The 25,288-nt window shown below is 50.2% G+C and carries 25 protein-coding genes; 13 read left to right on the forward strand and 12 right to left on the reverse strand.

Annotation, left to right across the window (positions count from 1 at the left end):
- Positions 1-211: 211 nt before the first annotated feature.
- Entirely contained in the window at positions 212-955 is a 744-nt protein-coding gene (locus tag ACX9GV_RS12265) for a type 2 GTP cyclohydrolase I (protein WP_473195708.1), read from the reverse strand.
- A 224-nt stretch (positions 956-1,179) separates the two neighbouring features.
- Here ACX9GV_RS12265 and ACX9GV_RS12270 point away from each other — a divergent pair, with 224 nt between their 5' ends.
- Positions 1,180-1,857, forward strand: a complete 678-nt coding sequence (locus ACX9GV_RS12270) for an AzlC family ABC transporter permease (protein ID WP_023490654.1) — start codon at positions 1,180-1,182, stop codon at positions 1,855-1,857.
- Complete coding sequence (locus tag ACX9GV_RS12275; RefSeq protein ID WP_473195709.1) at positions 1,850-2,173, forward strand: branched-chain amino acid transporter permease; 324 nt, start codon at positions 1,850-1,852, stop codon at positions 2,171-2,173. The genes ACX9GV_RS12270 and ACX9GV_RS12275 overlap by 8 nt, the downstream gene beginning before the upstream one ends.
- Here ACX9GV_RS12275 and phrB read toward each other — a convergent pair.
- From phrB to ACX9GV_RS12310, 7 genes are all read right to left on the reverse strand, one after another.
- Positions 2,150-3,601: a deoxyribodipyrimidine photo-lyase gene (gene phrB / locus ACX9GV_RS12280; protein ID WP_473195710.1), complete on the reverse strand. Its 1,452-nt coding sequence runs from the start codon at positions 3,599-3,601 to the stop codon at positions 2,150-2,152. The genes ACX9GV_RS12275 and phrB overlap by 24 nt on opposite strands.
- 15 nt (positions 3,602-3,616) lie before the next feature.
- The gene (locus ACX9GV_RS12285; RefSeq protein WP_473195711.1) at positions 3,617-4,570 is read right to left on the reverse strand and encodes a YbgA family protein; all 954 of its coding nucleotides are present in this window, start codon (positions 4,568-4,570) and stop codon (positions 3,617-3,619) included.
- Between the two features lie 227 nt (positions 4,571-4,797).
- The gene (locus ACX9GV_RS12290; RefSeq protein WP_473195712.1) at positions 4,798-5,400 is read right to left on the reverse strand and encodes a tyrosine-protein phosphatase; all 603 of its coding nucleotides are present in this window, start codon (positions 5,398-5,400) and stop codon (positions 4,798-4,800) included.
- A 322-nt stretch (positions 5,401-5,722) separates the two neighbouring features.
- Entirely contained in the window at positions 5,723-5,929 is a 207-nt protein-coding gene (locus tag ACX9GV_RS12295; protein WP_023490649.1) for a YbfA family protein, read from the reverse strand.
- A 485-nt stretch (positions 5,930-6,414) separates the two neighbouring features.
- On the reverse strand, positions 6,415-6,945 hold the full coding sequence (gene hutZ / locus ACX9GV_RS12300; protein ID WP_023490648.1) for a heme utilization protein HutZ: 531 nt from the start codon (positions 6,943-6,945) through the stop codon (positions 6,415-6,417).
- Between the two features lie 67 nt (positions 6,946-7,012).
- On the reverse strand, positions 7,013-7,552 hold the full coding sequence (gene hutX / locus ACX9GV_RS12305; RefSeq protein ID WP_473195713.1) for a heme utilization cystosolic carrier protein HutX: 540 nt from the start codon (positions 7,550-7,552) through the stop codon (positions 7,013-7,015).
- A gap of 212 nt (positions 7,553-7,764) precedes the next feature.
- Positions 7,765-9,816 carry a TonB-dependent hemoglobin/transferrin/lactoferrin family receptor gene (locus tag ACX9GV_RS12310; protein WP_473195714.1) on the reverse strand — a complete coding sequence of 684 codons (2,052 nt, stop codon included), beginning with the start codon at positions 9,814-9,816 and terminating at the stop codon, positions 7,765-7,767.
- A 193-nt stretch (positions 9,817-10,009) separates the two neighbouring features.
- Here ACX9GV_RS12310 and ACX9GV_RS12315 point away from each other — a divergent pair, with 193 nt between their 5' ends.
- The 6 genes from ACX9GV_RS12315 to ACX9GV_RS12340 are packed head-to-tail and all read left to right on the forward strand — an operon-like array spanning position 10,010 to position 14,567.
- Entirely contained in the window at positions 10,010-10,825 is an 816-nt protein-coding gene (locus tag ACX9GV_RS12315) for an energy transducer TonB (RefSeq protein WP_473195715.1), read from the forward strand.
- Positions 10,826-10,851: 26 nt separating this feature from the next.
- Complete coding sequence (locus ACX9GV_RS12320; RefSeq protein ID WP_473195716.1) at positions 10,852-11,490, forward strand: MotA/TolQ/ExbB proton channel family protein; 639 nt, start codon at positions 10,852-10,854, stop codon at positions 11,488-11,490.
- Complete coding sequence (locus ACX9GV_RS12325; protein WP_023490643.1) at positions 11,487-11,909, forward strand: ExbD/TolR family protein; 423 nt, start codon at positions 11,487-11,489, stop codon at positions 11,907-11,909. The genes ACX9GV_RS12320 and ACX9GV_RS12325 overlap by 4 nt, the downstream gene beginning before the upstream one ends.
- A complete protein-coding gene (locus ACX9GV_RS12330) occupies positions 11,906-12,748 on the forward strand; it encodes a heme/hemin ABC transporter substrate-binding protein (protein ID WP_023490642.1) in 843 nt (280 codons plus the stop codon). Before ACX9GV_RS12325 ends, ACX9GV_RS12330 begins: the two co-directional genes overlap by 4 nt.
- The gene (locus tag ACX9GV_RS12335; protein WP_473195717.1) at positions 12,748-13,794 is read left to right on the forward strand and encodes a FecCD family ABC transporter permease; all 1,047 of its coding nucleotides are present in this window, start codon (positions 12,748-12,750) and stop codon (positions 13,792-13,794) included. The genes ACX9GV_RS12330 and ACX9GV_RS12335 overlap by 1 nt, the downstream gene beginning before the upstream one ends.
- Positions 13,791-14,567, forward strand: a complete 777-nt coding sequence (locus tag ACX9GV_RS12340; RefSeq protein ID WP_473195718.1) for a heme ABC transporter ATP-binding protein — start codon at positions 13,791-13,793, stop codon at positions 14,565-14,567. Before ACX9GV_RS12335 ends, ACX9GV_RS12340 begins: the two co-directional genes overlap by 4 nt.
- A gap of 180 nt (positions 14,568-14,747) precedes the next feature.
- On the opposite strand, the gene pgm is transcribed toward ACX9GV_RS12340, so the two are convergent.
- Both pgm and seqA read right to left on the reverse strand, forming a co-directional pair.
- Entirely contained in the window at positions 14,748-16,391 is a 1,644-nt protein-coding gene (pgm, locus tag ACX9GV_RS12345; protein WP_473195719.1) for a phosphoglucomutase (alpha-D-glucose-1,6-bisphosphate-dependent), read from the reverse strand.
- A 78-nt stretch (positions 16,392-16,469) separates the two neighbouring features.
- Entirely contained in the window at positions 16,470-17,003 is a 534-nt protein-coding gene (gene seqA / locus ACX9GV_RS12350) for a replication initiation negative regulator SeqA (protein ID WP_473195720.1), read from the reverse strand.
- A gap of 270 nt (positions 17,004-17,273) precedes the next feature.
- Here seqA and ybfF point away from each other — a divergent pair, with 270 nt between their 5' ends.
- The 4 genes from ybfF (at position 17,274) to fur (ending at position 20,063) form a co-directional block, all read left to right on the forward strand.
- Positions 17,274-18,047, forward strand: a complete 774-nt coding sequence (ybfF, locus tag ACX9GV_RS12355) for an esterase (protein ID WP_473195721.1) — start codon at positions 17,274-17,276, stop codon at positions 18,045-18,047.
- A 208-nt stretch (positions 18,048-18,255) separates the two neighbouring features.
- The gene (gene ybfE / locus ACX9GV_RS12360; RefSeq protein WP_473195722.1) at positions 18,256-18,543 is read left to right on the forward strand and encodes a LexA regulated protein; all 288 of its coding nucleotides are present in this window, start codon (positions 18,256-18,258) and stop codon (positions 18,541-18,543) included.
- A gap of 170 nt (positions 18,544-18,713) precedes the next feature.
- Entirely contained in the window at positions 18,714-19,253 is a 540-nt protein-coding gene (gene fldA, locus ACX9GV_RS12365) for a flavodoxin FldA (protein ID WP_473195723.1), read from the forward strand.
- 363 nt (positions 19,254-19,616) lie between these two features.
- On the forward strand, positions 19,617-20,063 hold the full coding sequence (gene fur, locus ACX9GV_RS12370; protein WP_023490634.1) for a ferric iron uptake transcriptional regulator: 447 nt from the start codon (positions 19,617-19,619) through the stop codon (positions 20,061-20,063).
- Positions 20,064-20,205: 142 nt separating this feature from the next.
- Here the strand turns inward: fur and glnS are convergent, their stop codons facing one another.
- Complete coding sequence (glnS, locus tag ACX9GV_RS12375; RefSeq protein ID WP_473195724.1) at positions 20,206-21,870, reverse strand: glutamine--tRNA ligase; 1,665 nt, start codon at positions 21,868-21,870, stop codon at positions 20,206-20,208.
- A 188-nt stretch (positions 21,871-22,058) separates the two neighbouring features.
- Positions 22,059-24,092, reverse strand: coding sequence for an N-acetylglucosamine-specific PTS transporter subunit IIBC (nagE, locus tag ACX9GV_RS12380; RefSeq protein WP_473195725.1), 2,034 nt, complete (start codon positions 24,090-24,092; stop codon positions 22,059-22,061).
- 392 nt (positions 24,093-24,484) lie between these two features.
- Between nagE and nagB the strand changes: the two genes are divergently transcribed.
- Positions 24,485-25,285, forward strand: a complete 801-nt coding sequence (nagB, locus tag ACX9GV_RS12385) for a glucosamine-6-phosphate deaminase (RefSeq protein WP_023490631.1) — start codon at positions 24,485-24,487, stop codon at positions 25,283-25,285.
- Positions 25,286-25,288 lie beyond the last annotated feature (3 nt).

Raw genomic sequence — 25,288 nt, forward strand, 5'->3', positions numbered from 1 at the left:
TCCCCAGCATTTTTCCAGCGGAAAACCGCCTGTCTATCACTTGCAATGCTTAGGGGGTTAATGACTTACAAAACTTGACAGTTATGCGCGAGCAGAGGCCCGCTGTCAATATGTCAGTGGTCGCTCAAGCTGCGGGGTATTGGCGCTTTGAGTGAATGGGGATATCAACGCACAGCATATTAAACAGGGGCATATTGCCCCTAACCGGTTGTCAGGCAGGATTGGGGATATCAATAAAGCGAACATCAAAACCGTGCTGTTGTGCCAACCACTCACCCAGCGCCTTGATGCCCACCCGTTCAGTGGCATGATGACCCGCAGCAAAAAAGTGGATACCCATCTCCCGGGCGGTATGAATGGTTTGTTCAGACACTTCACCACTGATAAAGGCATCAGCACCAAACTGTGCAGCGCTGTCGATAAACCCTTGGCCACCACCAGTGCACCAGGCCACACTGCGGATAAGTTGCGGTGCATGATCACCACAGTGCAATATTGCCCGGCCAAGGCGAGTTTCCAGCCGCTGTTGCAGTTCACTGGCGGTTAACGGCGGTTCAAATTCACCGTATGGCACTAACGGCTCTATTTGACCCCGTTCCCGAATGCCTAACAATTGAGCCAACTGGGCGTTATTGCCCAATGTAGGATGGGCATCCAACGGCAAGTGATAACCATACAGATTGATGTCATGGCTCAGTAAGGTTTTCAGCCGGTTGCGTTTCATGCCACGCACCGCTGGCGCTTCGTTTTTCCAGAAATAGCCATGATGCACAATAACCGCATCAGCTTGCTGTTCCACTGCTGCATCCAGCAACGCCTGGCAAGCGGTGACCCCGGTGACAATGCGCTGCACTTGTGAACGCCCTTCTACCTGCAGGCCATTCGGCGCATAATCTTGAAACGCCGCACAATTGAGCTCAGTGTTGAGCAGATTTTCCAGATCCAGGTTATGCATATCATTCTCACTTTTGGTTATAGCCAAATTACCCAAGATTAGAGCATATTGGTTGGGTTAAAGAAAAATATCCTCACCAATTAATTGATCCGTATACTGGTGAACTCAGTCAGGGAGCATTTGGACGCCATCATGAAACAAACACGGAAAACCATCGCTGTATCACGCTATAAACCCACCAATAACCCGCAACCTGTCGTCAATTACTGTCGGTATTTATTCAAATGAATACAGCAAGTTACTATTTCAAACTAACGCTACCGGTGATGTTGGGCTATATCCCTTTAGGGATGGTTTTTGGCTTCCTGATGTCCACTGAGGGGATACCATGGTACTTTGCACCGCTATTCAGCCTGTTGGTGTTTGCTGGTGCCATTCAGTTTCTAGCTATTCCCATGGTACTGGCGGCCAACTCGTTACTCGATATCGCTATCGCGACGTTATTGGTCAACTTCCGCCACCTGTTTTATGGCATGTCCCTGATCAACCTGATGCCTGACACCTGGTTAAAAAAACTCTATTTCATCTTCTGCATTACTGACGAAAGTTACTCCCTGCTCACCAGTTATAAGACGCTTAACAAGCGAGAAGCCTTGATTATCGTCATGCTGAATCATGGTTACTGGGTGCTGGGTACAGTGTTGGGAATCATGCTGGCGGATCAGATCCCGCCGATCGCTGGTCTGGATTTTTCTTTAACTGCGCTGTTTATCGTGCTTTTTATTGAACAACTAAAAAACAATTTCTCGTTCAGTGCGTTAGTTATCGCTGGTGGCAGTTGCTTGTTTGCCTGGCTATTTTTCCCCGATACTTTCCTGATTTGCGCCAGTTTGTGCGCCTTGGTGATGTTCTATCTGCAATACAAAATTACCGAAAGAAACGGAGTGATACTCAGTGAGTAATTATTATATTTTGTCAGTGATCCTGGTGATGGGGATAGTGACCTTCTTGCTGCGCGCGCTGCCTTTCGCGTTTGAAAAAAAATTAACCATGAATGGCTTTGCCATTTATATTCGACAGCGCTTCCCACTGGTGATGATGTTTATTCTGGTGATTTACTCATCCGGCATGATTAAAATGCACCAGATCCAGCAAAGCATACATTTTATTATCCCGGCGTTGCTTATCACCGTAGTACACCTGATGCTACGTAATGTGCTGCTAAGTATCACGCTTGGCGTGTTGTCCTATGTTTTAATCCTTCATTTCTGGCCTTAATGCCTGCGTCTCTTGGCTTTTCGCTGCCTCAAAGCGGGCCAAGGTATTCAACCTGGCCTGCTGATGATCGACTATCGGTTGCGGGTAGTCCAACACCACCCGTTGCTTTTGTGCCCAACGATGGGGGTGGTGGATCTCACTGTCGGGTACCTGTGCCAGCTCTGGGAGCCATTTACGGATAAAAACACCTTGGGGATCAAAACGTTTCCCCTGCGTGGTCGGGTTAAAGATGCGGAAATAGGGTGCAGCATCGGTTCCTGTTGATGCCGCCCACTGCCAACCACCATTATTGGCCGCCAGGTCACCATCCAACAATTGCGACATAAAATAACGTTCACCAGCACGCCAGTCGATCAACAGATCTTTAACCAGAAAACTGGCGCTGACCATCCGTAACCGGTTATGCATCCACCCCGTTTGATTAAGCTGACGCATAGCGGCATCCACAATCGGATAACCGGTCAGGCCTTGCTGCCAAGCCTGTAACGCGGAGGGGTTATCGCTCCAGCTCAGGTTATCGGTCCATGGGATAAAAGGACGATGTTTACATAACGCGGGATAGGCAACGATCAAATGGCGATAAAACTCCCGCCAGATCAATTCATTTAACCAACAAAAAGCGCCACTTTGCGGGTTTTCCAACACATCCGGGCACTCCACCCGCAAGCGGTTAAGACACTGACGCGGAGAGAGCACACCGATCGCCAGATAAGGCGACAAATTGCTGGTGCCATTAATGGCGGGCAAGTCGCGCTGTTTAGCATAGTCAGACACTTGCTCACGGCAAAATGCACGTAACCTTTGTAGTGCTGCCTGTTCACCCACCGGATAGCCGTCACTCACCTCCTCAAAGGGATAATCAAACTGATCAGGCAGCGTAAACTGGCATGCAGGCCCCCGTGAGGAGGGGGCTGGTAATACCGTGGTTTCCGACGCCAGCAGCCGCTGAATAAAGGTATGACGAAATGGGGTGAAAACCTGATACATCTCGCCCTTAGCGGTTTGCACACTACCGGGCGGCAGTAACATGCTGTCATCAAAACCATGACAACTCACCTGCCCTTGCAATGCTTGTTCAACCCCGCTATCGCGCTGGCGTTCATTGAACTCATATTGGCGGTTATAAAACAGGGCTGAAACTTGTTGCTGCTGGCAAAACTCCACCAGCCACTGTGCCGACTCAGCAAAATTACCGCATTGGTGGCAAACCAGTTCTATCCCACGAGCCGCCAGCACCTGCTGCAGTTGCCGTAGATGGGCGTGAATAAAAGCCGCCTGACGCGGGGACATATTGTGTTGCCGCCACTGTTGCGGTGTCGCGATATACAGCGCCATCACCCGCGCTTGTGGATCAGCGCAGGCGGCATACAGAGCTTTATTGTCGGTAATGCGCAGATCATTGCGCAACCAAACCAGATGCGTGGTCATCACACTCCTTGCTTATTAGTGGCCATAACGCAGGCGCAGTGCTTCTGGGTAAGGATCAAAATAGCGCTGCTGTGCCAGATAGCTATCAGGAAATTCAGCCATATAGTGTTTCAACAGTGTTATTGGCGCCAATAACGGCTGTACCCCCTGGCGATAACGCTCAATCAACTGAGCCAATTCCTGGCGTTGCGCGGTATTAAGGTGCGGACGGAAATAGCCTTGCACATGCATCAGCACATTGGTGTGATTACGCCGGGTTGCCTTGTGTTGCAGTATCGCCATCAGGCGTTGGCGGTACTCCACAGCAAACTCCTCCAGTTTATCCCAGCGTTCAATCTCTGCCACAAAACGCCCTAACTCTCGGGAACCGGGCTGTGAATGTGCCAGTAATATCAGTTTATAACGGCTGTGATAGGCAATCAGGCCCCCACGGGTCAATCCCTGACGCCACAATAGATTCAACTCATGTAGCGCAAACACCCGTTCGGCAAAGTTTTCCCGCAACTCGGCGTCATTCAAACGGCCATCTTCCTCTATCGGTAACCAAGGCATCTGGCGCAATAACTCAGCGGTAAACAGCCCCACGCCACTTTTACGCGCCCCTGAGCCATTTTCATCATAAACCTTGACTCGCTCCATCCCACAACTGGGGGATTTTGCACAGACAATATAACCACACAGATGGGTTAAGTTAGCGACACGCTGCTGTGAAAATTGCTGCATTTTGTCCGTGACATCCACCTGATGATCACTGCTATGACACAACAGAGTTTGTTGCTGTTTTTTAACCAAACGCAATGCCGGGCGGGGAGTAGGCATACCAATGGCCATTTCCGGGCAAATAGGCTCAAACTGCACATAGGGTGACAGTTGATCAATTGCAAACTCACAGCGCTTATGACCACCGTCAAACCGTACCGGATTACCCAGCAGGCAAGCACTGATACCAATAAGGATCTTGTCGCTCATGTTGTCTCTCTCCCTAGCCAAAAAATGTTAATACCTATCGCCATTTAAAACAGCAATTTGAATGAGTGTGGATAGAGAAGTGTAGAAGAGTTCGGGCAAGAATACGAAATAGCAATCGCGCTGATGGTGATATTGTTATGTGCTTAAGGCAATAATAGCTGGGGAAGAAGGACCATTTCCGAACTTTTTGGGGTAAAGGGGCGAATCCCCCTCCCCCTGCTAGAGAATTAAGACTGCCGAGGATTATCGGCCAGAACCCGTTGCCGGATCTGCTCAACATTAACGCTACTGATATAACGAGCAATATTTGGATAATAACTTTCATGGTAACCGAATTGTGGCTGGCGTAACTCGGCTAACACCTCGGCTTTGCTGGCCTGTTCAAATACCAGGCGATACATGGCAACTACCAGGCCGGTGCGGTCACTACCATGCCAACAATGCACCAGTAGCGGTTTTTGAGCAAAACGGACTTCCCGCAAGGCGCTCACCACCTTATCGTCATTGATCACTGCCGCATTGATCGCCACGCGGCGCAACATCAGATGGGTACCTTTGGCTTCACTGTCATCATCATTCCACTGGCGCAGGTTGAGCACGGTTTTGATCCCCTGCTGCTCAATGGCCTTCATCTGAGCTGCGTCAGGCTGCGCTGAACGGTAGATTTCAGGTGAAACTTGGTGGAAGTTCAGTGGCAAAGCGGTATTCGCCAAGGCAGTGACGCTGCTAAAAAGTAAGATGCTGAACATCATGACGTTCAGCAACAGGCGTAGCCGCTGTGTCGCCTGCGCCACAGGTGCCACTATCAGGGGTGGGGTTATCCAATTCATATTCTGTTCTTTATATTCCGTTCTTACCGGGGTTGGTCAGGCTGGCAATGTCAATCTGCCGCCGCATCGCGTTTCAATGCTACCCAGTATGGGCCATTTGCTTACCCATGGGAATATCTTGGTTGGTATTGGTAAATTAAATTTTATAACGCCGTGCTGGTATATAACCGTCACCATTCAAGCTGTTGGCGCGTTGGCTGCAACTTAAATAAGCCTGGGTCTACCTTGCACTAAAGCCACCACAGAAATGACAACTAACGGCACACTGGATAATAAACAGCATTTTGCCAAGGTTGAAAATAATCGCCGACACTGAAAAGTGTTAGTAAAAATCAACCGGGGCGCTTTCAGCCTGTTGCAACCAGACGGGTTTATTACTGGTCTTTGACCATACGCGATGTAAATAGCTGTAAAAGCGGGCGCGATCATTACGGAACAACATCACCGGAAAGGCAAGAACACCCACCAGAATCACTGCACTACGGCGCAGGAAGATACGATGTAACGGATATGCGTGATAGTAAGACATACAAACTCCTTTAAAACAGCACCCTACGCTGTCAGAGCCGAGCGTGAGGCGAAAATTCAAACCAGATGAGTTAAAAACTGAGCAAAATAATACCGCAATATGTATAATTTTTCCACTCATCAGACCACTTAATGATCAAATAATCGCATCGACAGGCATTACTAAATCACGTTGTTACAGAACGGTTAATTTAATACGGCTTAAGTTAATTTTTAACTGCATATTTAAACCATTTTTATACTTTCTTTATATTTGGGTGCGTTATTTTTCAGTTTCTTTCCAGTATTCCGCCTAGACTTCGGCTATCAAAAATAACGCTTCTGGCGGTGTGCCGTGAGTTTCAGGGTTATTGGTGGTGCGTTGCTGGTTTTACTCTGGCTAAATTGTGGGTGAATTCTGGCAAAGTGCAGCCCCAGAGTCTGTCGCTCAACACTGTCTGGGGACACACTTACATTAAACACGGTGACTACTGGCAGACATGACCTTTATGCTGGCTCAGAGGTCATTTTATGGCCATCTTGCAAATGCACCATATCGATGTGGTCATCACCGCTCACCTGAAATGCCTGACCAAATCCTTTGACATATAACCCTTGTTCCGGGTGCAAGCGGAATAAAATAAAGTCGGTCATTTGGGCTAAGTCCACAATCCGTTCCCCATGACGCTGCTTGAGAGCGCTGACCACGATCGGCCACTGCGCACCATCCCGCGCCACTATGTCAGCCGTGACATCAAACGTTAAACGCTGACGGGCAAAAATTTCACGACTTTCAGCTTCATCAGCGATCATCATCATTGATGCCCGTGGTACTTGCTGCAAATTACGCGCATGGCGGGCAATTTCTGAAATAAGCACATAATAATGGCCATCCACCAGCACAAAAGGCGCATAACTGACATTCGGCCTACCTGCCGTGTCCACCGTTGCCAACAGTACACATTGGCAGTCTTGACGAAATTGCTGAATTTCTGGCGCTAAACGGGTTTGCAAGCGTTCCTGACGAGGGGTAGTCATGGTGGATATCCTTCAGTATTAATTGGCTACGAAATAAGCAGTGAAATAAGAACAAAACAATGAGTGATCAAGCCATCGCCCATTGCTGACGTAAGGTATTAAAGCGGTCTATCTGTGCCGGGAACAGGCGACGTTGCGCATCACGCCCCAAGTAAATCTTAAATTGGCAACGGCCATCAGCAGCAAAGAACAACATGCTGTAACTGGCCTGCCCACGGAATGGTTTATCCAGCAACGCGATATGCGTGATTGACGATAACCGTAAATGCCCATGTAATCCTTCCGGTTCAGGGCTAGCGAGGTTGTAATAGCCATAGCCCATTTTCCCTGGGGGAAAGGCTCCTTTAAATTCAAAAATGCTGTCACCCGCCATCACAATCGTCGTCAATGGGCCCCATTCAGCAAGCTGCTCCAGCAATGGCTGAGCCTGCGAGCCCGCCAGGAAAGTGACGAGCGTTGTCGGTAAGGCCGCCACTAACTGATATTCCGTCACGGCAAAGCGCTGTGCCAACTCTTGGGTGGTTTTTCCCAACTCATCAGCACTTAGATTGGCTAATTGAACAGTTAACTCAGGGTTAGATATAGATTCAGTTGATATAACAGTCATCGCCATTCTCCATATACTCTTCATACTTCAAGCTGCTTGGGTGTTAGCTACACTCTGTCACCCCAGTCACATAGTTAGCTATGCTCCTGGGGACTCAATCGCTTGCTGCCTACAAGCAACTCGAATTATTTTGGGTATAACAAGGCATAAAATAATTATTCTGCGCGGTCTAATACCCGCGCATCGGGACATCCTGCTTGAAATACTGACCATCAGAATGAGTATTTCAGGCTCACTTTGACATTGCGCCCTGCGGCATAAAGCTGACTAAAAGCGGGGCGATAATAGCGGTCGGTCAGGTTATCGACGGCAAAATCAAGTTGAACATCTTTCAATGCCGCTTGCTGTGGATGCCAAGTCGTATAGAGGTCGACCAGGGTATAACCGGGATACTGTTCCGTGACGTTGGCAGGTAGATCATCTTGAGTTTGATAGTGGCGTAGCGTGGCACCGGTTTTCAGGCTGTCGTGGAACCAGTGATAGCCCACATCTGCGACCCATTTACGAGCGGGAATATTTTGCAGGGCCTGACCACTCTGCCGGTCTTTCCCCTCGGTTTGCGCGTAGCTCAAGGCGGTTTCCAGCGCTTGCCAACGATAACGTGCTGCAAGTTCAACCCCTTGCAAGCGGGCATTGCTCACATTGACATATTGGGTAGTGGTGCGATTAACCTGCTGATCGATATAGTTACTGACCCGATTATGGAAATAGGTGGCATCAAAGGTCAGCGTGTCATGACCGAGCAAATCATCGAAGGTCATCTGGGCCGTTACGCTGCTGTTTTTAGCGGTTTCTGGGCGTAAATCAGGATTAGGCAGGAAACTGTTACACCCCATCGGCCCCATGCAGAAATGCGTGCCTCGGGTATACATTTCTTCCATTGATGGCGCACGAAATGCTTCATCGTAACGGGAGCTCAGCACCAACCAGTCACTGGCCTGCCAGCGTAATCCCACTGAGGGAGATAACCGTTGTTCGGTTCGTTGGCTGTCGGCAATGCTGTTATCACGGGTGGTATAATGATCGTAACGAACACCCGGTAACAAGTTCCAGTGTTGCGCCAATGGCAAATCGGCCTGCCAATAAGCACCGGTTACTTGGCTACGGCCATCTGGCGGTAATGGGCGGTTTTTCCCTTCACGTTCCCCTGTGGAGCGATCTTGGTAAAAATCGACACCATAAGTAAAAGCAGCACGCTCAATATGGCTATGATTGCTGAGATTAAACCCCACCGTCTGATAATCTACCGCATCATGCTGTTGCTGACGGATACGCCACTCATCGAAACGGGTCTGGTTGATATAGGCGGTAAGGCGGGCATCCAGCCAGTCATTGCTCTGCGGGTTAAGGTGATAATCCAGCGTAACATTGCGATCACGGCTGTGCTGATTGATCAAAGGGACTGAGGAACTGACATTTTCTGCCGGATTGCTGGGGGCCGTCTGATTATTTTCTGCCTGACGGGCGATTAACTCCACCCGTTGCGCCTCATCAAACTGCCAGCCGACTTTCACCATGCCCCCTTGATTGCGGTAGGCAGAATCACTCAGATGCTGGCCGTTGCCCAGCCTTAAATTAGCGGCATCGGCATAATAACCATTCAGCAAGAAGTCAACGGAATCCCCCAGCAAACCATACACACCTGCACTGGTTTTAGTTTCATTATTTGCCCCGGCATAACCCTGCTTCAGGTAACCACCAAAGGGATTGTCAGTGAGTAAATCAGCCGCTGATAATGTGCGTTGTGCCACCACACCGCCAAGCGCCCCACTCCCCCATAACGATCCACCCGGCCCTTTAATCACCTCAATGCTGGCCAGCAGTTCGGGGTCCATCAGATAGCTGTTGCGATGACCCGACTGGGTATTTTGGCGTACACCATCAATGACCTGCAAAATACGATTGCCATCCAACCCACGGATCACCGGGGACTGGGCATTGGCACGCGGCCCGCCAGTGACATCGACATTCGGGATATGTTGCAAGACTTCAGCCACACTACTGGCTTGCTGGCGGGTGATCTGCGCACGATCAACCACCGCCACCGAGCGTGTTTCCTGTGATAACGCTTTACGTTCACGGGTTGCTGTCACCACCACTTCATCCAGGTCACTGGCTGATTCCGACGGCCGTAAATTCTCAGCTGATGTCAACGCAGGAAAAGCCAGCGATGACAGCAAACACCACCACACGGCATGGTGTCTGGTTGAACGCTTCTGCTTATAGGCACCAGCAGAACGGGACTTGGGCCAATATTGCGCCATGATGATGTCCTTATAAAAAACGTCGGAATCAAAATACCAACGGAGTAAATGAGTGAGTTAATCACTCAACCTTGGGCCGAAATCCTACTTTAAATGATAATGCGAATGCAAATGATTTTCATTTGATCTTATTAAGAGAGATAAGATATAGTCCGTGCTAATTGTTGGTCAGATGAAATGCAGAGACATCATCATGTTGCTTGTTACTCTTAACGCCGAGCAAAAGCGCTTGCTAGTTATCAGCACTGTCTGTTTCAGTGCTCATCTGGCGCTGTTACTGTCGGCCTTCCCCGTTGCGCGTAGCCATGCGGAGGCGCTGGCATTAACCCCCGCACCGGCTTACAGCTTAAGAGTCAAACTGACGAACTTGCCCGCCAGCACACCGTTAGACACCACCGCGCAGGTGTCGCTGGTGAATAAATCTGTGGCAGAAAGTGCCCCACCGCTGGCAAAGAAAACCGAGCAGGGCAAATCGGTTGCAGAACCGGTTCGCTCAATAGCCAAGCAGAAAAATACGGCAAAAGAAAAGGCTGACATCACCGTCAATGAGGGCGTAATCACAAAAAACAGAGCAAGACCTGCCGCACCTTCCAGCGACTCTGCAAGTCCCTCAATTGCGGCCAAAGCAGCATCTGCCAAACCAGCCGCTACCGAACCCGCAATAAACACACCGCCAACTGCGACCAAGCCGAGTGGTTCATCCCAGCCGGTACTCAGCCAAACCACAAACAGCCATGATGCGGCACCACGCTTTCGGCGCCCCCCTGAGCCCCCGGTTTATCCCGCCGCAGCACGTCAGCGCAAGCAGGAGGGAACGGCCATTATTGAAGTCGAACTCAGTGCCTCTGGTAACGCAGAACGTATTTCGCTGGTACGCAGCAGTGGCTTTCCTTTATTGGACCGTGCCGCACTCCAGGCGGTTAAACGCTGGCAATTTTTACCCAAACAAATCGACGGCGTTGGTATGGCACACCAAGTGCGCATTCCAGTGCGTTTCCAATTAACTTAACCAACTGATGTAGCAGGATAATCAATATGATCTTTTCTCAGCTTGAGCAACAGCTAGGGGCGATGACATGGCCTTTGCTCATCTGCTCTTTTGTCACCAGTGTGATCCTGCTTGACCGGGTTTGGCGCTTATTGCTGATCAGCCGTTTGCAACGTCATGCGTTGCATCAGCAACTGGCACTTAACCGCCCGGTGGAAGAAAGCACGCTGCAAGCCTTATCCGGAAATTACCGGCGTTCGCTGCTGTGGCAAGGTATTTACCTGTTGATTAATCACCGTCGTACCGGAAAAGCATTACGGGAGGAGATTGCCGGGTTGTGGTTACAACAGCAACGTAAGCAATTAACCCATGGCATTAAAATTTTGTCGTTAATGGGGGCAGTCAGCCCATTATTAGGTTTGCTGGGGACCATTTTAGGTCTGATTCAGATGTTCCAGGATCTCAGTACCAGCATCCAGCCTGTTACACCGGCATTACTTGCCAATGGGCTCGGTATCGCCATGTATACCACTGCGGCGGGTTTGTTTATTGCGTTGCCTGCACTGATTGGCGCGCATCTGCTCACTGCCTGGGTGGACCGCATCATGCACACCACCGAGCTGGAAATGAATCACTATAATTTGTGGCTGGACGGGATTACCCTGCACGGGGAGTCAATGGCATGATTCGCTCTCATACCCCCCAGCAACAAAACCCCATCGCCATTGATCTGACCGCCTTGTTGGACATCATTTTTATCGTTCTGGTGTTTCTGTTGCTGACGGCCAATATGCCATTACGCCAGATGAATATCGATCTGCCCCAGGTGGATAATGCCCAACCTGCCACGGCACCCGCCAGTCACACCATGACCTTAAATCTGTTTGCTGACCCACCTTACTGGGGTATTGATGAACAGCGTTACAGCGACTGGGATCAGTTTCGCTCACAAATTACCACTCTCGCCGCCTCGTCAACGGCACGGCCTGAAATCGTGATTATCACCGACCGTAATGCACGTAATGAAAATTTATTAAATCTGCTCAATCTATTACAGCAGCAACAAATTCCAGCCGCCCATATCTTAACCAAAGGCACACCATGAGACATTCACTGATTTTAATCATAACCTTCGTTTTCAGCAGTTCACTTTATGCCCAGCGCCTGATCACCGCCGGACCCGCGATCACTGAAATTGTGGTGGCGCTTGGGGCACAACAAGAGATTGTCGGCACCGATAACAGCAGCGTGTTACCCAAAGAAGTCTCCGCCGCTAAACTCGGTTATATCCGCCAATTGCCGGCAGAAGGTATTCTGGCACTACGCCCTGACCTATTGATTGGCAGTAGCGAAATGGCCCCGACTTCCACGCTGGACAGCGTCCGCCAGGCGGGCGTGACCGTCACGGTGTTACCAGACAGTGACAACATTGATGGTGTTCTGTCTAACATTGATCTGATTGCCCTGCAGATCAATCAGCCCGCAGCGGGTGAACGCCTGCACCAACAGACACAACAACAACTCAACACCCTGAAAGCAAGGGCCCAACAACTGGCCGATAAAAAGCAGCCACGGGTTATTTTCCTGCTGATTCATGAAGGGCGCCCGGCAATGATCGCTGGTCAGGGCAGTACTGCTAATACGTTAATCACGCTGGCAGGCGGGGTGAATCCGGCTCATCACCTGCGCAATTACCAGACCATTTCCGCTGAAAACTTACTGCAGATGCAGCCGGATGTGATTTTAATCAGTGCGCGCCATGGCAACCACGGTGCCACGGAGGTGTTCAAACACTATCCGCTGCTGGAAGCGACTCCTGCCGGAAAAAATAAAAATGTCATGCTCGTCAATGGTAAAGCCTTATTGGGTGGCGCGGGGCTGAGTACCATTGATGAAGCCCAGCGTCTGCAAGAGCAATTACTGCAAGTGGTCGGGGCACAATAATGCGTCGCGCCTCTACTCCACTGTTGTTACTGGCAGGATTGGCGCTGCTCGTGGTGGTACTGTTTGTCACGCTATTGTATGGCCCGGTGGTGCTCCCTCTGAAAGATGCCCTACAGGCGTTACTGCCCTCCGGTACTGAAAATGAGATGGCAACGCTGATCGTACAAAACATCCGCCTGCCGCGGGCACTCTTAGCCATCAGCGTCGGGGCATTACTGGCACTCTGTGGTGCCGTTCTGCAAGGCTTGTTTCGTAATCCGTTAGCGGATCCGGGCATTATTGGGGTCAGTGGTGGGGCCGCGCTGGGGGCTGGGGTAGCTATTGTGTTATTGCCGCTGTTTAGTAGCAAACTTCCCCCCCTTGCTCAGCTACCTGAATGGGTAAGCTTGGGTTACAACGCACTGAGTGCCTTCATCTGCGGTATGCTTACCACCTTGCTGGTCTATCGTATCGGGCGCTCGCCTTTTGGTACTTCCATGACGCTGATCCTGCTAGCCGGTATTGCTATCAGTGCTATGGCCTTTGCCGGGCTAGGACTGTTGAGTTACCTCGCCAGTGATCAGCAACTGCGTGATTTGAGTTTGTGGCAAATGGGCTCCCTGGCGGGTGCTCGTTGGCATTCGGTAGCACTTGCAGGTAGCACCGCGCTGCTGCTGTTGGTTTATTTTCAGCGGCAGGCACCGGCATTAAATGCGTTACTGCTCGGGGAATCTGAAGCACGCCATCTGGGCATTGCGGTTGAACCGCTGAAACGGTATCTGATCGTCAGTTGTGCCATGGGCATCGGTATCGGTGTTGCCGTTGCTGGCATGATCGGGTTTGTCGGGCTAGTCATTCCGCATCTGGTCCGTCTGGTTTGTGGCCCAGATTACCGCCACTTACTGCCATTAAGTGCCTTATGGGGTGCCATTTTGTTGTTACTGGCTGATGTGGGTGCTCGTTTGCTGGCACCTCCGGCAGAAATTCCGATCGGTATTATCACCGCCCTACTCGGTGCACCTTTCTTTCTCTGGTTATTATTGCAACAAAAAAGGAGCCTGCCATGACCACTGCGCTTAGCGTACGTAATCTGAGTCTGCGTCGTGGCAACCGGCCAATCCTGCAAGAGATTAACTTAACGTTACAAGCTGGCACCCTAAGTGCCATCCTCGGCAGTAACGGCGCTGGCAAGTCGAGTCTATTCAATAGCATTGGCGGTGAGTTGCCCTATGAGGGAGACATCGAAATCCTCGGGCAACCACGCCAACATTGGCAACGTGCTGCGTTAGCCAAACGGCTGGCTATTTTACCCCAGTCATCTTCGCTGAATTTCGATTTTTTGTGTCATGAAGTGGTGCAGTTAGGGCGCCTGCCACACCGTAGCGGACAACAAGCAGACCGGCGTATCGCCGATCATTGCCTGGCACAAGTTGGGGCCACACATCTGGCTGATCGCCCTTACCCCGCGCTTTCCGGAGGGGAAAAACAACGGGTGCATTTAGCCCGGGTCTTGGCGCAATTACAGGATGACACCGCCACCGGGCAGCCCAATTTACTGTTACTGGATGAACCTACCTCTGCGCTTGATCTGAAATACCAGCATCAGATACTGCAACAGGTGAGCGACTATGCGCGCCTGGGGCATGCCGTGCTGGTGATCCTGCATGATCTGAATCTGGCTGCCCGCTATGCTGACCGCTTGATCCTGCTCCATCAGGGGCGCTGTTATGCTGAGGGTTCTCCAGAACAGGTATTGACGCCTGCGGCAGTGAAGACGGTATTTGGTATCGAAGTCAGCCTGATGCGGCATCCCCAGTCAGGGGTGATTCAGGTGTTTTGATTTCATGTATACCCAAAATAATTCGATTTGCTTGTAGGCGGCAAATGAGCGAATCCCCGGGAGCATAGATAACTATGTGACTGGGGTGAACGAAGGCAGCCAACACCCAAGCAACTTGAAGTATGAGAGGTACAGGTTACAGCATTGGGGCTGCAACCTGCATAGTCAGAAAGATAGACTCTATTTCGCGCCAGCCAATACTGCGCTAACAATTTCAACCGCTTCGTGTTCGATCTTCTCGCGATGCTGAGCACCTAGGAAACTTTCACAGTAGATTTTGTAAGCCTCTTCTGTACCGGAAGGCCGAGCCGCAAACCAGCCATTGTCGGTCATCACTTTCAGGCCGCCAATGGAAGCGCCGTTACCCGGTGCCGTAGTCAGGCGCGCGGTAATAGGGTCTCCCGCCAAGGTACTGGCTTGCACCATTTCTGGTGACAACTTGGAGAGTGCCGCTTTCTGCGCGGCAGTTGCCGGTGCCTGAATACGGTTATAACTCGGAGCACCAAAGCGTTTGGCTAACTGGTTATAATGATATTGCGGGTTCTCACCGGTGACGGCGGTGATTTCTGCTGCTAGTAAGCACATGATAATGCCGTCTTTATCTGTCGACCAAGGCGTACCGTTAAAGCGCAAAAATGAAGCCCCGGCACTCTCTTCACCACCAAAACCAAAGCTGCCATCAAACAAGCCATCAACAAACCATTTGAAGCCGACTGGCACTTCCACCAGCTTGCGGCCCAGATCTGCCACCACGCGGTCAATCATAGCGCTGGAAACCAAGGTTTTGCCCACTGCAACATCGGCTCCCCACTGTGGACGGTGCTGGAACAGATAATTAATGGCAACCGCCAGGTAATGGTTAGGGTTCATCAAGCCAGCCGGGGTGACAATACCGTGGCGGTCATAATCGGGATCATTGGCAAACGCCAGTTCAAACTTATCGCGCAGGGCCAGTAAACCCGCCATGGCAGACTCGGATGAACAGTCCATACGGATGATGCCATCATGGTCGAGATGCATAAAACGGAATGTCTGGTCGATGGAGTCATTAACCAGCGTGAGATCCAGTTTGTAGTGTTCAGCAATGCGTTGCCAGTAGGCGATTCCAGAACCACCTAACGGATCAACACCTAGCTTCAGACCCGCACGCTGAATCGCTGGCATATCAACCACATCCACCAACCCGGCGACATAAGGCTGTACCAGATCCTGCGCATGCAGATGACCACTGTTCCAGGCTTTTGCCAGCGATTGGCGCTGCACACCTTGCAAATGATGGGCTAACAGCTCGTTGGCACGTTTTTCGATCACTGACGTCAGGTTGGTATCCGCTGGGCCACCATTAGGTGGATTATATTTAATGCCGCCATCTTCTGGTGGATTGTGCGAAGGCGTGATGACAATACCATCAGCCTGCGCTCCGCCCTGGCGGTTGTAGCATAAAATGGCGTGAGACACCGCTGGCGTTGGGGTAAAGCCATTATTTTCCTGCACCACCACATCCACACCGTTGGCGGTTAAGACTTCCAACACGGAAATAAACGCTGGCTCAGACAAAGCGTGGGTATCCTTGCCCACATAGCAAGGGCCATGAATATCCAGTTGCTTACGCATTTCAGCAATCGCCTGGGCGATAGCCAAAATATGGGCTTCGTTAAAACTCTGACGTAACGCACTGCCACGATGCCCTGAAGTACCAAATTTTACCGCATGGGCTGGGTTACCGGCTTCCGGTTGCAGCACATAGTATTGCGATGTCAGTTGGGCAACGTTGATCAAATCACTTTGTTGGGCTGGTTGCCCAGCACGTGGGTCATTCGCCATAGACTCTCTCCCTAATATGCCAGTCTGTGGCCGGGCAATAAGTCGCTTGCAGACCACCATGACGGGCTGATTGCTAAATTAGATGGTATCGCAAACTTTTTCGATCAGCTCCACCGGGAACTGCATGGCTTGCATGATATGTTCGATCATACTGCGTTTGCGGCCAGTATTGGTGTTGGTGATCACCCAATAGGGTGTCCCTGGAACCTGTTTTGGTTTGGTATGCGTACCATTGGCCAGCAAAGTTTGCTGATCGCCAGCAAAATAAGTGCGGGTACGGCCGCGCAGGGCTTCCGTTGCGGCGGAAAAATCAGCCGCATCCAACCGGTACAAAGTGGACAGTAGTAGCAGAAAGCGATTTACTGCTTTGTGTTGTTGTGCATATTCCTCTGACCGCAACAGTTCGCGCATCACACGCAGCGGATCAAGCGAGCGTTGCTTCTGAGTGGCAACCACCACCGGCTGGCCTGCAGTAATGGGAGCGATAGGCTCAGGCTGCTCGCCAGTAAACTTCAGCATACGCCGTAAAATATCAGACGCACTTTCCCCAATATGCTGCGTATGGCTGGCAATATAGCGGTAAAGATCCTCGTCGACTTCAATCGTTTTCATTTTCACCCAATACAGTGATTCTATTAGATTTTATAATTTTTCATGTTCGTTTTATTGCAAACCGCCGGGGTGGCAGCACAACGTTATTACCTCGCATATTGCAATATGCCAAGGCGTAAAACCTACCATTTGGTAACCATCTGGTTTTATAGTGTTTCACCAACTTGAATTAGAGTAACAGACTCTAGACTGACATCCAACTTTACCCACGGCAATTGTGAGTGAGGTTATGATAAGCTGACCCCCTATTTCTAATGCACCGGTTTTCCCATGAAATTACACTATCAATTGCTCACGGCAGAGGTGGCAACCCCCACCAATCTGCCAGTGATACTCCTGCACGGCCTGTTCGGTAACCTGGATAATCTTGGCATATTGGCACGTGACCTCAATCATCAACATAACGTCATTAAAGTCGATCTACGCAATCATGGGCTTTCTCCCCGCGCGGCAGAGATGACTTATCAGGCCATGGCGCAAGATCTGCTCACGCTGTTAGACGATTTGCAAATAGAGAAAGCCATTATCATCGGCCACTCCATGGGGGGAAAGGTGGCTATGGCACTGACTGCGCTTGCCCCTAAGCGAATTGACCGCTTGGTGGTGATTGATATCGCACCCGTCGACTACCAGCACACCCACCGCCACGATAAAGTGTTCCATGCACTACAGGCCGTCAGCGAGGCGGGGATAACCCAGCGCCAACAAGCGGCTCAGCGGATGCGCGAGATATTGCCGGAAGAAGGAGTGATCCAGTTCTTGCTAAAGTCTTTCCAGGCTGGTAGTTGGCGCTTCAATTTGCCGGTACTCATGGCGCAATATCCCTCAATTATCGGCTGGCAGGAGGTGCCCACCTGGCCGCATCCTATCCTGTTTATCCGTGGTGCACTCTCCCCTTATATTCAGGATAGCTATCGCGACCACATCGCCAGCCAGTTTCCGCAGGCCCGTTCTTATGTGGTCGCGGGTTGCGGCCATTGGGTACATGCAGAAAAACCCGAAGCCGTATTAAGGGCCATCCACCGTTTTATTGACCAACCCTGAAGGACGATGACGATATCTCTTCAGCCCAATGAACTAGGCTGTTGCAAGCCAAGTTAAGCATTGTCGTCATTCCCCCTGCTAGGGTAAGATGGCGCGCTATCCTAGGTATAATTCAATTTGTTGAATAAACCAGGGTATTGGTGTTAACCAAACCGTCTGGAAGCGTGAAAACGTTTTTTGATACCAACTCCTTTGCAGTAAAGCAATAATGGCAAAAGAATATACGGACCGTACAACGCTAGATCTGTTTGCAGATGAACGCCGCCCGGGACGCCCGAAAACCAACCCGCTTTCCCGTGATGAACAGCTTAAGATCAATAAGCGCAATCAACTACGGCGTGACAAAGTACGGGGATTACGGCGTGTAGAACTGAAAATCAACGCCGAGGCCGTGGATGCGTTGAATAAACTGGCGGATCTGCGCAATATCAGCCGCAGTGAGTTAATTGAACAAATGCTGTTAACACAACTGGCAGAAGAACAGCCTGAAGCATGAACGGTGATGCCAGTACCCCTATAGCCCAGAGCATCACATAAATGTGATATAACCGCAGGGTAAATCTCTGGCATGATAGGGGTCTATTTACGGGTGGAGACGATGCCTCAGGTAAATCTCACACCACATTTAAGCAACACAACAAATTGAATTAAAAGGTTATTCGCAATATGGCTCATGTAGGTATTTTCTTTGGCAGCGATACTGGCAATACCGAAAACATTGCCAAGATGATCCAGAAGACCCTCCATCAAAAATACGGTAACGATGTTACAGAACTTCACGACATCGCCAAAAGCAGCAAAGAAGATCTGGCCGCATTTGATATTCTGCTGTTCGGGATCCCCACTTGGTATTACGGCGAAGCGCAATGTGACTGGGATGATTTCTTTCCCACACTGGAAGAGGTTGACTTCAACGGTAAGTTGGTGGCGCTATTCGGCTGCGGTGATCAAGAAGACTATGCAGAGTATTTCTGCGATGCGATGGGAACACTGCGCGATATCATTGAACCACGCGGTGCAGTGATTGTCGGTAACTGGCCAACCAAGGGTTACCATTTCGAAGCCTCTAAGGGGTTAGCAGACGACAACCACTTTATTGGTCTAGCCATCGATGAAGATCGTCAACCTGAATTAACCAACGAGCGCGTAGCAGCTTGGGTCCAACAGATCTGTGAAGAACTCAGCCTGGCGGAGATCATCGGTTAAGCCTGGATTGCACCAAACCGGTTCTACAATAACAGGTTCAACAATTGATACGTTGACCGCACCAAGAGGCTCTACAGGGCCTCTTGGCGTAAGATGACCGCTGCGATAAAGCCAAAAACCACCACTTTGTCGGTTAAATCAACCAAGTCACGTGCAGAGGCCTAGGTGAGCCATACCTTGGTGAACAACTAGGCCTTTGTGAACAAGCAGACCTTTGTGAACAACCAGCGGTTCCTATTTACGTCAACCGGTTCTATAATGAGACGCAATTACGTCTTTGCGCCAGCCCGGCATCATAAGCGGGAACTGCTCAGCATTGATTAGTACCGTGTTTGATTAGCATAATAACAGGACTGAACCCGCATGACTGATAACAATAGCGCATTGAAAAAAGCCGGCTTAAAAGTCACGCTTCCACGACTTAAAATCCTTGAAATACTGCAGGATCCAAAATGTCATCACGTCAGTGCTGAAGACCTGTACAAAAAACTGATCGACCTCGGGGAAGAGATTGGTCTGGCTACGGTTTATCGGGTACTCAATCAGTTTGATGATGCCGGTATTGTCACCCGTCACAGCTTTGAAGGTGGCAAGTCAGTCTTCGAATTAACCCAGCAACATCATCACGACCACCTAATTTGCCTGGATTGCGGCAAAGTGATCGAGTTTAGTGACGAGTCCATTGAGGCACGCCAACGGGATATCGCCAAACGGTATAATATTAAACTCACCAACCACAGTTTATACCTGTATGGTCATTGTGAAACCGGTGATTGCCGTAACAACGAAGCACTGCACAGCGAGAAATAACCAAGCTCTATCAGGTTGTTCCCAATAAGCAAGCAGCGATGCTGTTTGCTGTTCCATTTAAGATGCCCTTTAAACCGCAAGCCTATTGACTGAATGACAGCGCAGCCCATAAGGGACCGCGCTGTTACCCGTTTCAGCCGGATTATATATCCATCTTGGCCCAGGTATCACGCAAACCCACCGTCCGGTTAAATACCAGATGATCCGCTGAGGAATAGCGGCTATCAGCACAGAAATAACCTTCACGTTCAAACTGATAGGCGTTTTCTGGCTCGGCAGTGCACAGACTGGCTTCAACAAAACCTGGCTTGATCACCAGTGACTGCGAATTAATGGTAGAGAGGAAATCCTCTGCCGCCCCCGGGTTAGCCACACTGAACAAGCGATCATACAGGCGAATTTCTGCGGGTATGGCATGGGCTACAGAAACCCAATGAATCACCCCTTTCACCTTGCGGCCATCAGCAGGATCTTTACCCAGGGTTTGCGGGTCGTAGGTACAAAAAATGGTGGTGATCTCACCCGCAGCATCTTTCTCTATACGCTCCGCTTTGATGACATAGGCGTTACGCAGGCGAACCTCTTTCCCCAGTACCAGGCGCTTATACTGCTTATTGGCTTCCTCACGGAAGTCAGCGCGATCAATATAAACTTCACGGCTGAACGGCACTTCCCGTGAGCCCATTTCCGGTTTGTTCGGATGGTTAGGTACGGTCAGCGTCTCCACAGCATCCGACATGTTTTCAATCACCACTTTGACCGGATCCAGCACGGCCATGGCGCGCGGCGCATGTTCATTGAGGTCTTCACGGATACAGGACTCCAGTGCTGCCATCTCAACGTTATTATCCTGCTTGGTTACGCCAATACGCAGGCAAAACTCGCGAATAGAAGCGGCGGTGTAACCACGACGGCGCAACCCGGAAATAGTCGGCATGCGAGGATCATCCCAACCTTCCACCACTTTCTCTGATACCAGTTGGCTCAGTTTGCGCTTGGACATAATGGCGTACTCAAGATTGAGCCGCGAGAACTCATACTGACGCGGATGGCATGGGATAGAAATATTATCCAGCACCCAGTCGTACAACCGGCGGTTATCCTGGAACTCCAGTGTACACAGCGAATGCGTGATCTCCTCCAGTGCATCGGAAATGCAGTGGGTGAAATCGTACATCGGATAGATACACCACTTGTTCGCGGTCTGGTGGTGATGGGCAAATTTGATACGGTAAATGACCGGATCGCGCATCACGATAAATGGCGATGCCATATCGATTTTCGCGCGCAAACAGGCTTTACCCTCGGCAAACTCGCCATTGCGCATTTTTTCAAATAGCGCCAGGTTCTCGGCAACCGAACGGTTGCGATAGGGGCTGTCTTTACCCGGTGCGGTCAAGGTACCGCGATATTCACGGATCTGTTCTGGCGTTAATTCATCAACATAGGCTAAACCCTTGTTGATCAGTTCAACGGCATACTGATGCAGTTGATCGAAATAGTCTGAGGAATAACGAATCGCCCCGTCCCATTTAAAGCCCAACCACTCGACATCCTGCTTGATAGAGTCAACAAACTCGATATCTTCTTTGACCGGGTTGGTGTCATCAAAACGGAGATTACATTGGCCTTGATAATCTTTGGCAATGCCAAAGTTTAGGCAAATGGATTTAGCATGGCCGATATGCAAATAGCCATTCGGCTCTGGCGGGAAACGAGTATGTACCGACTGGTGCTTCCCGGTCGCCAGATCTTCATCAATAATCTGACGGATAAAATTGGTTGGGCGGACTTCTGCCTCACTCATATCATGATTCCTCAAATACAACGCACCACTGATAACCGCATATATTCCAACAAGCCACGGTTGGAAACAACCGTTTGTTGCACAAGAAAGCAGGTTATCAGCAGCAAAAATAAAAAAACGGGAAAAGATCGCTCTTTTCCCGCCAAGGTTATCGGCACCTTATGAGGTGCCCAACACGATTAACCCACTTATTTTTGGATTTCGAACAGTTTGGTCTCACCTGCAACCACATGGCCGCTGGCCAAGGCCGTCAACCCAGCATAATCATCAGCATTGCTGACCACCACCGGGCTTATCATTGAGCGGGCATGGGCATTCAGGTAATCCAGGTCCAGTTCCAGAATCGGCTGACCGGCTTTCACTACCGCCCCTTCTTCGACCAGGCGTTTAAAGCCCTGACCATTGAGCGCCACGGTGTCGATACCCATATGCACCACGATTTCTGCACCTTTTTCAGTTTCCAGGCAGAAGGCATGATTGGTATTGAAAATCTTCACCACGGTGCCATCTGCAGGTGCCACCACGGTTTTATCCGTTGGGCGAATCGCCACACCGTCACCCACCGCTTTACTGGCGAAGGCTTCATCCGGCACTTGGTCCAGTGCCACAATTTCACCGGTAACCGGGGCAACCAGCGCTTGGAACAGAACTTTATTGGTATTAAGTACCGCTTGCGGTTTGACTTCAGCCGTAGCAGCGGCCACTGCGGGGTCAGCCGCTGCCGCAACTGGGCCTGCAGCCACCACCTGACCCATCGCGCTGGCGATCAGTTCGGCACGAGTACCAACGATAATCTGCACGCTTTGCTTATTCAGGCGAATCACACCCGAAGCACCCAAACGTTTTGCCATAGCATCATTCACCCGTGCTGAATCTTTTACATTCAGACGCAGACGAGTAATACAGGCATCAATGCCAGTGAGGTTTTCAGAGCCGCCAATGGCGCTCACATAACGGCGTGCCAAAGTGGTGATTTCATTTTCATCTTTATTTACACTGGTATCCACGTCATAACCATCAGCCTCATCACCGGCAACCGCCAGTTCACGACCCGGAGTCAGCAGATTAAACTTGCTGATAGTGAAACGGAACACCACGTAATAGATAGCAAAGAACACCAAACCTTGCGGTATCAGCATATACCACTGAGTTGCCAGCGGATTGCGTGTTGACAAGAACATATCCACCAGACCCGCACTGAAGCCGAAACCGGCAATCCACTGCATACTGGCGGCAATAAATACTGAAATACCCGTTAGCACTGCGTGGATCACATACAGTACTGGGGCAACAAACATAAAGGAGAATTCCAGCGGCTCGGTGATACCGGTGAAGAAAGAGGCAAACGCCCCTGCCAGCATAATCCCCAGCACTTTGGCTTTATTCTCCGGGCGAGCACAGTGGTAAATGGCCAAGGCGGCGCCCGGCAAACCAAACATCATGATCGGGAAGAAACCAGCCTGATAACGCCCAGTAATTCCGACAATGCCCTTGCCAGATTCAATGGATTGCTGACCACCCAGGAAGTTAGGAATATCATTGATGCCAGCCACATCAAACCAGAACACCGAGTTCAGTGCATGGTGTAAGCCAACCGGAATTAATAAACGGTTAAAGAAGGCGTAGATACCCGCCCCCGCTGAACCCAGCTTCTGGATATGCTCACCAAAGTTCACCAGGCCACCAAACACTACCGGCCAGACGTACATCATGATAAAGGCAACCAGAATCATCAGGAAGGAGATCAAAATAGGTACTAAACGGCGGCCACTGAAGAACGACAGTGCTTTGGGCAGTTCAACACCGCTGAAACGGTTATAAACCTCCGCAGAGATGATCCCCACCAGAATACCCACAAACTGGTTCTCAATTTTACCAAATGCCACCGGTACTTGATCAACCGGGATTTTCTGGATCATCGACACCGCAGCCGGTGAACACAGGGTGGTTAATACCAGGAAGCCGACAAAACCGGTCAGCGCCGCTGCCCCGTCTTTATCTTTTGACATGCCATAAGCCACACCCACAGCAAACAGCACCGCCATATTGTCGATAATCGCCGCACCCGATTTGATCAGCAATGCGGCCAGTGCGTTGTCACCGCCCCAACCGACAGGATCAATCCAGTAGCCCACCCCCATCAAGATGGCGGCGGCTGGCAATGTCGCCACCGGAACCATCAAGGCCCGGCCAATTTTTTGTAGATAACTAAGAATATTCACCCTTCCCCCTATTTGGTCCGCAAACGGACCTGATTTAGTAGTTTATTAAGCAAGTTCACTACTTTTTAGAAATCATTTTGTATGGTGCTAATTACGCATGATGGAGTGTAAAAAAAATATTTCGCATCGCAAATTAAAACCGCTGTTTTTGTGATTTGAATCACTTTAAAGCACGCTTTAATCCGCAGAATGCTAGCCATAATACAAAACTTATTTTATCATACAAAAAATCACTGAGCGTAATGCCTACGCGAACGTCATAAAGCTAAGTTACGCTTACAGAGTATTATACCCTAGTTCATTCACGTTGCAGGAAAGCAATAGCAAAGTCAGGTGCTGCAACTTGAATAACCACGGGTCTGGCTAAGGTTTATTCTACCAAGAGGTGTACAATGAGACTGATCCCCCTACAAGATACCGCACACGTCGGCAAATGGGCTGCACGCCACATCGTCCAGCGGATTAATGCATTCAACCCAACGGCTGATCGCCCATTCGTACTTGGCCTACCGACTGGTGGCACCCCGTTGGAAGCCTATAAACATCTGATTGCGATGCATAAAGCGGGTGAAGTCAGCTTCAAGCACGTGGTCACTTTTAATATGGATGAATATGTCGGCCTGCCGCAGGAACACCCGGAAAGCTATCACTCATTCATGTATAATAATTTCTTTGATCATATTGATATTCCAGATGAAAATATCAATCTGCTGGACGGTAACGCGCCAGATGTTAACGAAGAGTGCCGTCTGTACGAAGAAAAAATGAAATCCTACGGTAAAGTTAACCTGTTTATGGGGGGCGTGGGGGTTGATGGGCACATTGCTTTTAACGAACCCGCTTCTTCTCTAGCTTCGCGTACCCGGATCAAAACACTGACCGAAGAGACGCGTATTGCCAACTCACGTTTCTTCGGCGGTGATGTCAGCCTGGTACCCAAGTATGCCCTGACGGTGGGTGTGGGTACGCTGTTGGATGCGGAAGAAGTGATGATTCTGGTGACTGGCCGTGGCAAAGCTCAGGCGCTGGAAGCTGCTGTGGAAGGCTGTATTAACCACCTGTGGACCATCAGTTGCCTGCAACTGCATCCTAAGTCTGTAGTGGTGTGTGATGAACCTTCCACTATGGAACTGAAAGTGAAAACCGTGAAATACTTCCGCGAATTAGAAGCGGAAAGCGTTAATAGTCTTTAAATT

The organism is Serratia sp. 25CWL12, assembly GCF_055790885.1.

Excerpts from the sequence above, each read along its gene's own strand:
- ACX9GV_RS12265 (WP_473195708.1), bottom strand. The coding sequence starts at position 955 with ATGCATAACCTGGATCTGGAAAATCTGCTCAACACTGAGCTCAATTGT.
- ACX9GV_RS12270 (WP_023490654.1), top strand. The coding sequence starts at position 1,180 with ATGAATACAGCAAGTTACTATTTCAAACTAACGCTACCGGTGATGTTG.
- phrB (WP_473195710.1), bottom strand. The coding sequence starts at position 3,601 with ATGACCACGCATCTGGTTTGGTTGCGCAATGATCTGCGCATTACCGAC.
- ACX9GV_RS12285 (WP_473195711.1), bottom strand. The coding sequence starts at position 4,570 with ATGAGCGACAAGATCCTTATTGGTATCAGTGCTTGCCTGCTGGGTAAT.
- ACX9GV_RS12290 (WP_473195712.1), bottom strand. The coding sequence starts at position 5,400 with ATGAATTGGATAACCCCACCCCTGATAGTGGCACCTGTGGCGCAGGCG.
- ACX9GV_RS12295 (WP_023490649.1), bottom strand. The coding sequence starts at position 5,929 with ATGTCTTACTATCACGCATATCCGTTACATCGTATCTTCCTGCGCCGT.
- hutZ (WP_023490648.1), bottom strand. The coding sequence starts at position 6,945 with ATGACTACCCCTCGTCAGGAACGCTTGCAAACCCGTTTAGCGCCAGAA.
- hutX (WP_473195713.1), bottom strand. The coding sequence starts at position 7,552 with ATGACTGTTATATCAACTGAATCTATATCTAACCCTGAGTTAACTGTT.
- ACX9GV_RS12310 (WP_473195714.1), bottom strand. The coding sequence starts at position 9,816 with ATGGCGCAATATTGGCCCAAGTCCCGTTCTGCTGGTGCCTATAAGCAG.
- ACX9GV_RS12315 (WP_473195715.1), top strand. The coding sequence starts at position 10,010 with ATGTTGCTTGTTACTCTTAACGCCGAGCAAAAGCGCTTGCTAGTTATC.
- ACX9GV_RS12320 (WP_473195716.1), top strand. The coding sequence starts at position 10,852 with ATGATCTTTTCTCAGCTTGAGCAACAGCTAGGGGCGATGACATGGCCT.
- ACX9GV_RS12325 (WP_023490643.1), top strand. The coding sequence starts at position 11,487 with ATGATTCGCTCTCATACCCCCCAGCAACAAAACCCCATCGCCATTGAT.
- ACX9GV_RS12330 (WP_023490642.1), top strand. The coding sequence starts at position 11,906 with ATGAGACATTCACTGATTTTAATCATAACCTTCGTTTTCAGCAGTTCA.
- ACX9GV_RS12335 (WP_473195717.1), top strand. The coding sequence starts at position 12,748 with ATGCGTCGCGCCTCTACTCCACTGTTGTTACTGGCAGGATTGGCGCTG.
- ACX9GV_RS12340 (WP_473195718.1), top strand. The coding sequence starts at position 13,791 with ATGACCACTGCGCTTAGCGTACGTAATCTGAGTCTGCGTCGTGGCAAC.
- pgm (WP_473195719.1), bottom strand. The coding sequence starts at position 16,391 with ATGGCGAATGACCCACGTGCTGGGCAACCAGCCCAACAAAGTGATTTG.
- seqA (WP_473195720.1), bottom strand. The coding sequence starts at position 17,003 with ATGAAAACGATTGAAGTCGACGAGGATCTTTACCGCTATATTGCCAGC.
- ybfF (WP_473195721.1), top strand. The coding sequence starts at position 17,274 with ATGAAATTACACTATCAATTGCTCACGGCAGAGGTGGCAACCCCCACC.
- ybfE (WP_473195722.1), top strand. The coding sequence starts at position 18,256 with ATGGCAAAAGAATATACGGACCGTACAACGCTAGATCTGTTTGCAGAT.
- fldA (WP_473195723.1), top strand. The coding sequence starts at position 18,714 with ATGGCTCATGTAGGTATTTTCTTTGGCAGCGATACTGGCAATACCGAA.
- fur (WP_023490634.1), top strand. The coding sequence starts at position 19,617 with ATGACTGATAACAATAGCGCATTGAAAAAAGCCGGCTTAAAAGTCACG.
- glnS (WP_473195724.1), bottom strand. The coding sequence starts at position 21,870 with ATGAGTGAGGCAGAAGTCCGCCCAACCAATTTTATCCGTCAGATTATT.
- nagB (WP_023490631.1), top strand. The coding sequence starts at position 24,485 with ATGAGACTGATCCCCCTACAAGATACCGCACACGTCGGCAAATGGGCT.